Source organism: Streptomyces sp. NPDC093591 (assembly GCF_044764885.1).
Classification (GTDB): domain Bacteria; phylum Actinomycetota; class Actinomycetes; order Streptomycetales; family Streptomycetaceae; genus Streptomyces.
On sequence record NZ_JBIWIY010000015.1, the window covers coordinates 47,433 to 60,307 of the forward strand.

A 12,875-nucleotide genomic window follows, 5' to 3' on the forward strand; every position below is an offset into this window, starting at 1 on the left:
CGGAGGGCCTCAGGCGGGGTACGCGTGTGTCTGGGCCGCCTTGACCGTCGCCCAGACCGTGGCGCCGGGGCGGAGGTCGAGCTCGGCGGCGGCGACCGTGGTGAGGTCGGCGGCCAGGGGGAGCTCGCCGGTGAGGGCGGCGCGGATCTGGTCGCCGTGGGTTTCCAGGCCGGCCACCTCGCAGCGCCAGAGGTTGCGGGCGCTGGAGCCGGTGGGCCGGTCACGGTGGAGGGTGACCGCGCTGGGCGGGAAGGCCACGAAGGCCGGGCCGGTGAGGGCCTCCGTGGTCGTGACCGTGACCTCGGGGCCGCCGTCGACGTGCACCGTGTGCCCTTCGGCCTGCCCCCGGTAGAGGTTGAGGCCGACCAGGTGGGCGATGTAGTCGGTGCGCGGATGGCGGGCGATGTCGGCGGGGGTGCCCTCCTGGACGATGCGGCCGTCCTCGATGACGACGAGGTGGTCGGCCAGGACCATGGCGTCCAGAGGATCGTGTGTGACCAGTACGGCGACCGCCTCGAAGTCGGCCAGGTGGTGGCGGAGTTGGGCGCGTACGTCGAGGCGTGTACGGGCGTCGAGGGCGGCGAGCGGCTCGTCGAGGAGGAGCAGACGGGGGTGGGTGGCCAGGGCGCGGGCGAGGGCCACGCGCTGGGCCTGGCCGCCGGAGAGGCGGCGGGGCTTGGCACCGGCGTGGGCGGCGAGGCCCATGCGCTCCAGCCACTCGGCGGCCTGGGCGCGGGACTCCGCCTTGCCGGCGCCGTGACAGCGCGGCCCGAAGGCCACATTGTCCAGTGCCGTGAGGTGGGGGAAGAGCAGGTAGTCCTGGAAGACCACCCCGACCGGGCGGGACTCCGGCGGCGTACGGTCCAACTCCGCGCCGTCCAGCCGCAGATGACCGTCCGTGAGCGGGACGAGGCCGGCGAGCGCGCGCAGGGCGGTGGTCTTGCCGGCACCGTTGGGGCCGAGGAGCGCGACCACGTCGCCGGGGGCCGCGGTCAGCGCCACGTCGAGGCGGAAGGAGCCGCGCTCGACCACCAGCCGGGCGTCGAGGCCTTCACCGGCGGGAGTGAGTGCGGGCGCGGGTGCCCCGGCGGTGACGGTGCTGTGCGTGCTCTTCTCGGTCTTGTGCGTGCTCTTTTCGGCGTCGGTCATGAGGCGGTCATCCAGCGATCACGCAGTCCCGCCAGGACCGCGATGGACACGGCCAGCAGGACGAGGCTGAGGGCGATCGCGGCCTCCGGGTCGCTCTGCAACGCCAGATACACGGCGAGCGGCATGGTCTGCGTACGCCCGGGGAAGTTGCCGGCGAAGGTGATGGTCGCGCCGAACTCGCCGAGCGCACGGGCCCAGGCCAGTACGGCGCCGGCCGCGACGCCGGGTGCGATCAGCGGCAGCGTGACCCGGCGGAACGCGGTGAAGCGGGAGGCGCCCAAGGTGGTGGCGGCCTCCTCGTAGCGGGGGTCGGCGGCCCGCAGGGTTCCCTCCACGCTGATCACGAGGAACGGCATGGCGACGAACGCCTCCGCGACCACGACCCCGGCGGTGGTGAAGGGCAGGGTGATCCCGAACCAGGAGTCCAGCCACTGTCCGATGACGCCGTTGCGGCCGAGCGCCATCAGCAGGGCCACACCCCCGACCACCGGGGGCAACACCAGGGGCAGGGTGACGAGGGCCCGTACGACCCCCCGCCCGGGGAACTCGACCCGGGCCAGCAGCCAGGCCAGCGGCACCCCGAGCACCAGGCTCACCGCGGTCGCCGCCGTCGCGCAGACCAGCGACAACTGCAGCGCCTGCCACACCTCCGTGCTGGTCAGCAGCTCCGGCATGCTCCGCCACGGGGCCCGGATCAGCAGCGCGACGAGCGGGAGGACGAGGAACGCCAGGCCGATCAGCGCGGGCAGGAGGAGCGGCAGCGGGGCACTCCGGCGAGCCCCTGGTCCCTCCTGGCCCCCACGGAGCCCGCGGACGCGGCGGCGGCGCGGGCCACCGGTCAGGGTGTCCGCGGCGCCGGCCTTGTCCGGGGAGGAGGGAGACGCCGGGACGGGCGGGGAGGACGCGGACGTCATGGCTTGAGGAACCCGGCGGCGTTCAGGACCTTCTGGCCCTCGGCGGACCGCACCAGCGCGATGAACGCCTTGGCGGCCCCGGCGTTCGGCGCGTCCTTGAGCAGGGTGATCGGGTAGTCGTTGATGGCGTCGGCCGACTCGGGGAAGTCCACGCCCTCCACCTTGTCACCGGCCGCCTCCACATCGCTCTTGTAGACGACCGCGGCGTCGGCCTCCTTCAGCACCACCTTGTTGAGGGCGCCCTTGACGTCCTCCTCGTAGGAGACCGGGGTGAGCTTCAGCCCGCTCGCGTCCAGGGCCTTCTGCGCGGCGGCGCCGCACGGCACCGCCTTGTCGCACAGCACGACCTTCAGGCCGGAGTCGGTGAGGTCCTTCAGTGAGGCGACCTTGTCCGGGTTTCCGGGCAGGGTGGCGATCTCCAGCTGGTTGCGCACGAAGGTGGCGGGTGTGCCGGAGGCGTCACCGGCGTCGGTGACGATCTTCATCGTCTTGGGGCTGGCCGAGGCGAACACGTCCGCCGGGGCGCCGCCGGTGATGCTCGCGGCGAGCGCGTCACTGCCGCCGAAGCTGAAGGTCACCTCGGTGCCCGGGTGGGCCTTCTCGAACTCCTTGCCCAGCGTCGTGAAGCTCTCCTTCAGCGAGGCCGCGGCGAAGACGGTCACCGTGCCGGACAGCTTGCCCGAGGCGGCCGCCGACGAGGAGGAGTCGCCCGAGGCGGAACAGGCGCTCAGGGCCAGCAGGGCAGCGGCGCCCGCGCCGGCCACCTGCAACGTCCGACGGCTCCGGCGCACGGAACGGGTCATCACGGGTCCACTCCCTCTGGTCCTGAACGGACGCCTCACGGTGTGCACGACGCAGATGATAATGCCGCAAGTGCGAGGCGGAAGTCCCCTGTCGCATCGCATGAGCCGGGCTCTCTGGAGGCTGGCCTGGCATGTGCGTTCGTACGGGACTGGCGGACTGGCCTTCGGGTAAACGCGCTCGCCCCGGCGACCCGATCCCGTCCGCCCCGCCGGGCACGCTGATGACCGCCAACATCCCGAACACGTCCGCCTGCCCGTGCCCGGATCGACAGCCGGATGCCTTTGACGCTCGCCCGCTCGCCCGCTCGCCTGCTCGGTCGCGCGGGAGCGCTCAGCCGCTCCACGCCCGCTCGCCCGCTCGCCCGCCCGCCTGCTCGCCCGCTCGGCCACGCGCCTGCCCAGCCACGTGCCTGCCCAGCCACGTGCCTGCTCGGCCACTCGGATACTCTCAGCCGCGCCCCGCCCCTCAGCCGCTCGCCCGCGTCGGCAGTGGCCCTCGCGCCGGAACGGCCGCCCCCCTCACCCGGCCCGCTCAGACGCGGTCGATATGCACGTTCGTCGACTTCACCCGGGCGGTGGCCTCCATCCCGACCTCCAGCCCCAGCTCCTCCACGGCCTCCCGCGTGAGCAGCGAGACGAGCCGGTGCGGTCCGGCCTGGATTTCCACCTGCGCCGCCACGTCCCCGAGCTTGACCGCGGTGACGATGCCGGGGAAGGCGTTGCGGACCGAGGTGTAGGAGGACTCCTCCTCACCGCTCCCGGCCTGGGCGAGCTCCACGGAGAAGGCGGCCAGGTCCTTCCCGTCGATGAGCCGCTTCCCACCCTCGTCGCGATGGGTCGCCACCCGCCCCGCGTCCGCCCATCGCCGCGCGGTGTCCGGACTCACGCCGAGCAGCCGCGCCGCCTGGCCGATCGTGTATGACTGCATGGGCGACAAGATAGGTCAGGGCGGGCAGGGGGAGCGCAGGAGCCGGGCCACGCCGGTTGTGCAGACCGCTCACGGCCACACCAGGCAGTAGTACGACTGGTCCGGCGACGTGCCTACGAGCGCGGCGGCGCCGTACCGACCCGAATGGCGACCAACCCCCTGCCACCCCTCCCCGCCGGCCGATACACCGTCCTGTCAGCGGCCAACGCGGGCGCCGGTTACAGCGTGCTGCCGCGCTTCCTGTGCCAGGAGTACCTCGACTCGGGCCGCCTGGCCCTTCTGCGCGACCCGCAGGAGCCACCGCTCAACCTCTTCTTGGTACGGCGTCCCGGCGCGGACTCCAACCCCGACGTCCTGCGTGTCCGTGACCGCCTCCGCCAGGTGGCCCGTACCTGGTAGCCGCACGAACGGGCAGTCCCCGGCGAAACCCAGGTGCCCTGGATGTGCCCCGGCGGGCATCCGCTGAGTCTCCCGGTGGGGCTTGCGGGTGGGCGCGTCGCCAGTCGTAGTCTGTATACAGAAGAGTGTGCGTGAGGATGGACAGGGAGTCTGATGGCCCGGGCGACTGGCAAGAGCGAGGCGGTCTACGAGCGGCTGAAGGGTGACATCGAGTCGCTGCGGATGCGGCCGGGGGCCAAGCTGAGTGAGGTCCAGCTGGGCGAGGAGCTGGGGGCTTCGCGGACGCCGGTGCGAGAGGCGATCCGGCGGCTGGCCCGGGAAGGGCTGGTCGACTTCGTGCCGGGGGAGGTGGCCCGGGTGGCCGCGATCTCCCTGGGCGGCGTGCGCGCCCTGTTCGAGTTCCGGATGCTGCTGGAGCCGCGGGCGGCCGCCTCGGTCGCCACGGCGGGCTCGGCCGACGAGCGGGTGCTGGCGCCCTTCCGTGAACTGCTGGAGCGGCTGGAGGTGTTCGACGAGTCTTTCCGCGCGCTGGACTCCGCCGCGCAGGCGGGCTCGTACCAGGAGTTCTACGGCATCACCGAGGCGTTCGACCAGGCGGTCATCGCGGCCTGCCGCAATCCCTACCTCGCCCGCACGATCCGCGACCTGCGCAGTCAGACCGTGCGCCTGCGTCACCTCTCGCACAGCGGTCCGCGTCGCATGCTGACCTCGCTGGAGGAGCACCGCGCGATGCTGAAGGCGGTCACGCACGGGGACGCCCAGGCGGCGGAGGCGGCCTGCCGGCACCACCTCGCGCAGACCCTGCAGGCGCTCATCGACAGTCTGACCAGCCAGGATCTGACACTCGGTACGGACGTGTCGCTGGACGTCGCAGGCTGAGGCACCCCTTCCCGTCCGGCGGAGGCGCTGGGGCATCCGCGCCTTCCGGCCTGTGGTTTCTCCACGAGCAGTGATGTATACAGGAGTGGATACACCACTGCTCGATGCGAGAGGCTGCCTCATGCCGCATACCGTCGGCGCCGCCGACCTGCTGGGTTTCGCCGCCGCCACTGCCGAGGCACACGGCGTTCCGCCCGCGGACGCCCGTCTGCTCGCGGACACGCTGGTGACCGCGGAGCTGTGGGGACACGCGTCCCACGGCATGCTGCGCCTGCCCTGGTACCTCGACCGCCTCGCGAGCGGGGCCACCACGGCCGTCGTGGACCCGCAAGTCGTCAGCGACAACGGCGCCGTGGTCGTGGTCGACGGCCGCGACGGCCTCGGCCAGGTGCTCACCGACCACGCGGTGGCCCTGGGCGTGGTACGTGCCCGCCGGCACGGCATCAGCGCGGTCGCCGTCCGCAACTCCGGTCACTTCGGGACCGCGGCGTACTTCACGCGCAGGGCCGCCGAGCAGGGCTGCGTGGCACTGCTGGCCACCAACGCCAGCCCGGCCATGGCCCCTTGGGGCGGCAAGGAGAAGCGGGTCGGCACCAATCCGTGGTCGATCGCCGCCCCTGGCGGCCGTTACGGCACGGTCGTGATGGACATCGCGAACACAGCCGTGGCGCGCGGCAAGATCTACCACGCCAAGGAGCGCGGTGAGCCGATTCCCGAGGGCTGGGCGGCCGACGCCGCGGGCGTGCCGACTACCGATCCGCGGCGTGCGATCGAGGGCCTGATCCTGCCGATGGCCGGCCACAAGGGTTACGCCATCTCCTTCATGTTCGACGTGCTGGCGGGCGTGCTGACCGGCAGCGCCTTCGGCTCGGCGGTCGTCGGCCCCTACCGGTCCACCGGCCGCAGCGGCGTCGGCCATCTGCTGATGTGCGTCGACATCCGGTCGATGGCCGACCCGGCCGAGTTCGAGCAGCGGATGGAGACCCTGATCGAGGAGGCCAAGTCCACCCCGACCGCGCCCGGCGCCGACGAGATCTTCGTCCCCGGTGAGCCGGAGATCCGCACCGCCGAGCGGCTGCGCACCGAGGGCATCACGGTCGTCGACGACACCTGGGCCGCCCTCGCACGGATCGCCGACGCCACCGCCGTACCCCTGCCCCCTTCCGTCACTCCCCAGGAGCTGCCCGCATGATCGCCCTGACCGTGTCCCTCCAAGTCGTACCCGGCTGCCGTGAGAACTTCCTCAAGGCCATCGAGGAGAACGCCAAGCGTTCCTTCACCGACGAGCCCGGCTGCCGCTACTTCGACGTCGTCTGCGACCTGGCCGACGACCACCACTTCGTCTTCCACGAGATCTACGACGACGAGGCCGCCGTAGCGGCCCACCGCGCCGCACCCCACTTCAAGGTCTGGCGCGAGGCCGCGGCGAAGTACGTCGTCCCCGGCAGCCAGGTCAACACGCTCTCCCGTCGCCTGTTCCACCACTCCTGAACTCCTGAAGGGGCAGCCTCCATGTGCAACGACCACCCCACCGAGCCGAACCTGCTCATCCACCCCGACAAGGTCGAACGCTTCGACCGCGGCGGCGGTGTGGCCACCATCCCCTACGTCGGCAAGTGGAACTCGGAGAAGGCCGTCATCACGACCGGCCAGACCGTCTTCCAGCCCGGCACCGGCCTGCCCCTGCACAGCCACAACGTCGAGGAATCCGTGCTGATCCTCGAAGGCGAGGCGACCGCGGAGATCGACGGCGAGTTCTTCGACCTGACGCCCGGCCAGGCGACCTGGGTACCGGCCGGCATCCCGCACCGCTTCTTCAACCGCGGCGAGGGCGTGATGCGGATCTACTGGGTCTACGGCGGCCGGGAGGTCACCCGCACCATCACCGCCACCGGCGAGACCTTCGAACACCTCTCGGAGCACGACAAGGGAGGGGCACCCACCGCATGAGCAGCGTCCTGCAGACCGTCGACCCGTCAACCGGCGAGCCGACCGCCACGTACGAAGGCTGGGACGCGGACCGTATCGAGACCGCTGTGGCCCGGGCCCACGCCGCGAGCCGTGCCTGGGCCCTGGTGCCGGTCACCGAGCGGGCCGCGCGCGCCGACCGCCTTGCTCAGACCCTGCGCGAGCACAAGGACCATCTCGCTTCCCTGGCCGTCGCCGAGATGGGAAAGCCGGTCGGCGAGGCCGAGGGCGAGGTCGAGAAGTCGGCCGTCACGGCCGAGTACTACGCCCGGCAGGGCCCCGGCATCCTCGCCCACGAGCGCGTCGAGATCGCCGGGGCACAAGCCTGGGTGGCCTACGAGCCCGCCGGACTCGTCCTGGCCGTGATGCCGTGGAACTTCCCCGTCTGGCAGGTCATGCGCTTCGCCACCCCCTCCCTGGTGGCGGGCAACGGCGTCCTGCTCAAGCACGCCTCCAACGTCACCGGCAGCGCGCTCGCGCTCCAGGACCTCTTCGTGGAAGCCGGTTTCCCCGAGCACCTCGTGACCACACTGGTGATCGCCGACGCCGATGTGCCCGACGTGACGGCGCGGCTCATCGAGGACGACCGCGTCGCGGCCGTCACCCTCACCGGAAGCAACCGGGCGGGCGCGGCGGTGGGGTCGGCGGCCGGGCGGGCGGCGAAGAAGTCCGTTCTGGAACTGGGCGGTTCGGACGCCTTCGTGGTCCTCGACGACGCCGATGTCGACGCGGCCGCTGCGGCCGCGGTGAAGGCGCGCTTCACCAACTCCGGGCAGAGCTGCGTATGCGCGAAGCGGTTCATCGTCGCCGCCTCCCTGGCGGATGCGTTCACCGCCGCGTTCGTGGCCGGTGTCGAAGCCCTGCGCGTCGGCGACCCGCGCGAACGTCGGACGCAGGTCGGCCCGCTCGCCCGCGACGACCTGCGGGCCGCGATCCAGCGACAGGTCGAGGAATCCGTCGCCGCCGGAGCCCGCCTCCTGACCGGCGGCAAGCCCGTGCCCGGCGACGGCTTCTTCTACCAGCCCACCGTCCTGGGCGACACCGGCCCGGGCATGCCCGCCTTCGACGAGGAGACCTTCGGCCCGCTCGCCGCCATCGCCGTCGCCCGGGAGGACGAGGACGCCGTACGGCTCGCGAACGCCACGCCGTACGGGCTCGGCCTGAGCATCTGGACGGCCGACCCGAGCCGTGGCGTCGCCCTCGCCCGCCGTATCACCAGCGGAGCGGCCTTCGTCAACGCGATCGTCGCCTCCGACCCCCGCCTGCCCTTCGGCGGCACCAAGCGCAGCGGCTACGGCCGCGAACTGGCCGCCGCCGGCATCCGCGAGTTCACCAACACCCGCACCTACTGGGTCACCGCCTGACCGGATCACGCCCTGCCGGAACACTCACAGGACCTGTCTGCCACCCCCGGTGACGGCCCCTCCCGGCACATGACAAGGGCGGAGCCCGAAAGTCCCGCCCGATCTGCAAGAAACCCCAGCTCACGGCCACACAAGGCAATAAGGCTGATGCCCCGCCTCATGCAACCGATGCGAGAAGTCCTGCCACTCGTGCAGCGATTGGTGATGAGAGGGCGCTGACCTGGGGTTACGCAAGGAGATGTGCGCTGACCTGGGAAAACTCCTCTCGGTAGTTCTCACGGGTCAACGCAGTTTCCCAGGCTTATGTGCCCTGGATGTGCCCTGCCAGGGCACAGCTCATTCTCCAGGCTCGCCAGTGGGTGCTCCTGGCCGAAGGGCAGCCAGGACGGGATCGGATACCTCCACGCCCGCTGGCCCGAGAGCCTCGTCATGACGCGGAAGGCCAAGGGAGAGTGCGGATCACGCCAACAGTCAAATGACGGCATCGAATACGTTGATCCAGCCATTCATTAGTCTCGGCGGAGTCCAGAACCTTGAGAAGTTTGAGGCAATCCTCCTCGGAATTGCTGTGGGGCTTGGCTGTAATGATGTGGTTATCCACAGCGATGGGGGAGTCACCTATGACCATCACGCCAGCAGCGCGGGTGCTGCCCCCTTTTCCTTGGCCGGGGCGCGAAGTTCGCCGTAGAGCTACGAAGGGGGGCTGTGTCACACGTCCTTCAAACTGGCGTTTTCTGGAAGGGATACCTGTTATCCCTGACGCTGGGAGATCACGAGCGGTGAGGAAAGGGAGTATCGGTCCATTGTGCGGGGAGCGATTATCGACCACCGGACCGACATTAATGTCGAAGCAGTCACCTGCTCGCCGCTCGGCTTCGATCTCAGGCCACCAGCTGGTCCGGCATGCGACAGCAGTACGCCTTTGGCTGCGGCGTGTTCCAGAGATAAGGAAAACGTCAATGTCGGTATAGGGGTCGAATTGCCCGTAAGGGGAAATTTCGCTAGTTGCCATGGTCGCGTCCATACGGTCGCGCCACGCGTCGTAGCGACTACCACTGCGCAATACATCAGGCAAGATGGCAGAAAAGCGACTACCGATCGATATTGCTCTCGCGCCTTCCAGAGCGAAGAACGCGGCTTTTGATGTGGAGCCCTGTGACCAGTCACACGAGCGGTCGGCCAATGTGGCGCCGTAAGGCGGATTCATTAGTAGATGGCCACGAAAACTTCGAGTTCGGCGCAATACTGCGAGGCCATCGTCTACTCGGATATTGCGGAAGGCACGAACCCCCTTATCTACGTCTACGCCAGACGTCGCGGCTGTATCCGGGTGTCTGAGAACAGCTGCGAGGAATAGGCGAGCTTGTGCCGCTTCTACGAAGTCGGGCTCCACGTCGCTACCACGTAGAGCACTACCCCATAGGGTCAGAGTCTGTTGCAACGTGGCTCCGGCGGGTAGCGACTCCGCAGCAGCTAGGAGTAGGTCACCGGCGCCGCAAGCTGGATCCCAATACCTGGTGTGCTCGGTTGGTTGGGCGCCCTCGTTCAGAAGAGTGGTAAAGCGGCGGCGGACGTCACCGCTGGTGAAGAAGGCACCGATATCTCGCCGCTGGCCCAGAGGGATGAGCCGGCGAAGTCGTGCCGATGCCTGACCGTTCAGCGCGGCATGCGCCTCCGACGGATCTTGCATGGCTGGCTCGCTGATGACCTGCTTTGCGAGAGCCAGCAGTTCCCGCGTGTAGGTCGCGTAGCCACCCAGCACCATCTGCGTCCCTCCCCTGCTGGTGGGACGCACAGTTGACGGCCCGTTGCTTGAAGTTGTCCCCCATTCTGCAGGGCAAGAACGTTTCTGGCGAGCCCGATGGCTGGTTGGCCTGCACCAACCGCCGCTGCACTGGTCGGAGCATGGTCGTAGACGTGACATTGGCCCCAAGAACCTGCCGTCCGACACAGAGGTGCTCGTGTTCGGCTCACCTTCCGCAAGGGCCACGGTGGCGGCAACATATGTGCTGGTCAGGCGCCTGGAGCAACATGGCGTGACCCGGCGTTGGATCAGTACGACGGCGACTCCTGGAGCGGGTAGTGCGGTGAACTTCCGTCTGACCTCCCATACTTGACGAACAATCAAAAACGTTGCTGCTAGGCTGTATGGCCTTGTTCGAGCAACCCATGGGACCTTGCAGACCTGCTGCTGAGGGGAGCGGCTGATGGGGCACAGCCTTCGGTTCTCGCCGAGTGTTCTTGCACGTCTCGGTGAAGAACTGGTTCCGCATCCAGACCTCGGCATACTCGAGCTGGCACGAAACTCCTATGACGCGGACGCCGCTCACTGCTGGATCACAATGCGCGACGTTGCCGTCCCTGGCGGCACACTCGTTGTTGAGGACGACGGTGACGGCATGACGGCCAGCGAGATATCTAACGGCTTCTTGCTTGTCGGACGTTCATCCAAACCTGATGCGCCAAAGATCGACGGGCAACGAGAAAAGGTCGGCGAGAAGGGGCTCGGTCGGCTTGCTTCACTGCGCCTTGGCCGTCGAGTTCACGTGGCCACTAGGCCAAGGAACGAGCCAGGCCGAGAATATCACCTGTCGATCGATTGGCAGCGCTACGAAAGTGTGTCATCTGTCGACGAAGTCGAATTGAATATCGTTGCCAGGGAAACAAGCAAGGGGCCAGGCACAACGGTCACGGTCGATGCCCTCCGCAGTAAATTCTCCAAAGAGGACATGACTCGACTGTCACGGAACCTTCTTCTACTGACGGGAGTTTTCCCTGATGCACTCTCCGGCTTTGAGACGATCGTAGATGCACCCGAGTACGACGCTATCGCGGGTACGGTTTCCTCTGGGTACAGGTTTTTCGACGAATACGAGTATAAACTCGTAGCCACTTTGGACGAAGCAGGGAAGGCGCGAGCTCTTCTATACGACTGGCGTGGATCAGTTGTAGCAGAGGGTGATCATGACGAGGTTGCCCTCAAAAGATACGGTCGCGGCAAGAAAGAGGTTGAGCTTCAGTTCCTGGCTCCAGTTGCGACGTTTGAGCTCTGGATGTATCTCCTCAACAATGAATCATTCTCTCGCCGTAACTCGAAAATTACGGTAGCGGATATTCGCCCCTGGCTCAAGGAAGTCGGCGGCGTTCATCTCTATCACCGTGGCGTACGAGTAACCCCTTATGGCGATCCGGGATACGACTGGCTGGACCTAAACTTGCGCCGGGCGGCCAGTCCCGAAGTTCGCCCATCAACAAACAACTCTGTCGGGCGTGTGAGAATTGAGGATGGTCCATATCGCCTAACTCCTAAGACTGACCGAATGGGGTTTCAAGAAGATGCCTACTTTCATCAGTTGCGGGAGTTTGCCAAGCGAGCGGCAGATTGGGCTGCCTATGAGCGTCTGAAGATTAGGGAAAAGAACAGGTCGGAGAGGTCCCCTCGGGCACGAGCGAGGAAGAATAAGGTAGAGAGGGAGTTCCAAGGAGTACTGGAGTCATTGGTCCCGGTTGACCGTCGGCCGCTCATCCTTCGTAAGTGGAAGGAAGTCGTAGAATCCACTGATGCCCTTACGAAGGCTCTAGAAGATGACAGGCTTCTGTACCGTACCCTTGGAACGCTTGGTACGAGTACAGCGGTCTTCGCACATGAGGCCCTCGCTCCTTCCGGTCATCTGATGGCGCTCCTTGGCAGCCTCGGTGACCGGACTCGTTCTTTGCTTTCCGAGGAAGATTTCTCCAGAAGGATCGAGCCTCCTCTAACAGACGCCGTTGACATTGCCGAGAAAATGCAATCCTATACGGAGCTCCCTCTGGCATTGTTGAACAAGAATAAGCGCGAAATGCGCATTGTGGACCTCAATCAAGTCTGTCGTGGCATAACGCGCATGTTTGGTCAGCAACTCTCGAGCCGGCAGATTAAAGTCGATCTGGAACTGTGGGACGAGAAACTACCTCTCAGGACAACGGTTGCGGATCTAGAGTCGCTCTTGGCGAATCTGCTGATCAACTCTGCGCATGCAATGCTGAGGCCGGACGCCCCACCGGAGCGCATGATTCGCATTGCCACGGAGAAAGTCGGAGATCAGGTAGAACTCACAGTATCCGATTCGGGGCCTGGCATCACTAACATCAAGCTGGAAGACATCTGGCTGCCAGGAGAAACGACACGGCCTAATGGTACTGGGATGGGGCTGACGATTGTCCGGGATATCGTATCTGATCTCCGCGGGCAGGTTTCGGCTGCAGCGCAAGGAATTCTAGGCGGTGCAGAGTTCAGGATTGTAGCCCCTGCCTACCTTCCCGATACGGAGCAACCGGGCGATGGAGGTTGATCCGTGTGAGTGCTTTGCTTGAAATTCCCCAGGGTGCTCGGGTAGGGATGATCGACGATGATCCAGCAGCGATGAGGGCTTTGTCCTATCAGCTTCAGGACGCTGATCTCACTCCCGTCGCAATCTCCTTGGCAGGGTCG

Annotated in this window: 11 protein-coding genes; 7 read left to right on the plus strand and 4 right to left on the minus strand. The window is 67.3% G+C overall.

The features are described 5' to 3' along the window. Positions 1–9 precede the first annotated feature (9 nt). The 4 genes from ACIREI_RS29200 to ACIREI_RS29215 form a co-directional block, all read right to left on the minus strand. Positions 10–1,149, minus strand: coding sequence for an ABC transporter ATP-binding protein (locus ACIREI_RS29200; RefSeq protein WP_403338894.1), 1,140 nt, complete (start codon positions 1,147–1,149; stop codon positions 10–12). Next, the gene (modB, locus tag ACIREI_RS29205; RefSeq protein WP_403338897.1) at positions 1,146–2,063 is read right to left on the minus strand and encodes a molybdate ABC transporter permease subunit; all 918 of its coding nucleotides are present in this window, start codon (positions 2,061–2,063) and stop codon (positions 1,146–1,148) included. The genes ACIREI_RS29200 and modB overlap by 4 nt, the downstream gene beginning before the upstream one ends. Beyond that, the gene (gene modA, locus ACIREI_RS29210) at positions 2,060–2,866 is read right to left on the minus strand and encodes a molybdate ABC transporter substrate-binding protein (protein ID WP_403338900.1); all 807 of its coding nucleotides are present in this window, start codon (positions 2,864–2,866) and stop codon (positions 2,060–2,062) included. Before modA ends, modB begins: the two co-directional genes overlap by 4 nt. 532 nt (positions 2,867–3,398) lie before the next feature. Then, on the minus strand, positions 3,399–3,794 hold the full coding sequence (locus tag ACIREI_RS29215; RefSeq protein ID WP_403338903.1) for a molybdopterin-binding protein: 396 nt from the start codon (positions 3,792–3,794) through the stop codon (positions 3,399–3,401). Positions 3,795–3,938: 144 nt separating this feature from the next. On the opposite strand from ACIREI_RS29215, the gene ACIREI_RS29220 reads away from it, so the two are divergent. The 7 genes from ACIREI_RS29220 to ACIREI_RS29250 all read left to right on the plus strand — a co-directional run bounded on the left by ACIREI_RS29220 (position 3,939) and on the right by ACIREI_RS29250 (position 12,735). Further along, positions 3,939–4,193: a LysR substrate-binding domain-containing protein gene (locus tag ACIREI_RS29220; RefSeq protein WP_403338905.1), complete on the plus strand. Its 255-nt coding sequence runs from the start codon at positions 3,939–3,941 to the stop codon at positions 4,191–4,193. Positions 4,194–4,346: 153 nt separating this feature from the next. Next, a complete protein-coding gene (locus ACIREI_RS29225) occupies positions 4,347–5,072 on the plus strand; it encodes a GntR family transcriptional regulator (protein WP_403338908.1) in 726 nt (241 codons plus the stop codon). Positions 5,073–5,193: 121 nt separating this feature from the next. Further along, positions 5,194–6,264 (plus strand): Ldh family oxidoreductase, encoded by a 1,071-nt coding sequence (locus ACIREI_RS29230; protein ID WP_403338910.1) that lies wholly within the window; start codon positions 5,194–5,196, stop codon positions 6,262–6,264. After that, a complete protein-coding gene (locus tag ACIREI_RS29235) occupies positions 6,261–6,563 on the plus strand; it encodes a putative quinol monooxygenase (RefSeq protein ID WP_403338912.1) in 303 nt (100 codons plus the stop codon). The genes ACIREI_RS29230 and ACIREI_RS29235 overlap by 4 nt, the downstream gene beginning before the upstream one ends. A 21-nt stretch (positions 6,564–6,584) precedes the next feature. Further along, positions 6,585–7,022, plus strand: a complete 438-nt coding sequence (locus tag ACIREI_RS29240) for a cupin domain-containing protein (RefSeq protein ID WP_403338915.1) — start codon at positions 6,585–6,587, stop codon at positions 7,020–7,022. Further along, complete coding sequence (locus tag ACIREI_RS29245; RefSeq protein WP_403338918.1) at positions 7,019–8,404, plus strand: aldehyde dehydrogenase family protein; 1,386 nt, start codon at positions 7,019–7,021, stop codon at positions 8,402–8,404. The genes ACIREI_RS29240 and ACIREI_RS29245 overlap by 4 nt, the downstream gene beginning before the upstream one ends. Before the next feature lie 2,207 nt (positions 8,405–10,611). Continuing rightward, entirely contained in the window at positions 10,612–12,735 is a 2,124-nt protein-coding gene (locus ACIREI_RS29250; protein ID WP_403338920.1) for an ATP-binding protein, read from the plus strand. Positions 12,736–12,875 lie beyond the last annotated feature (140 nt).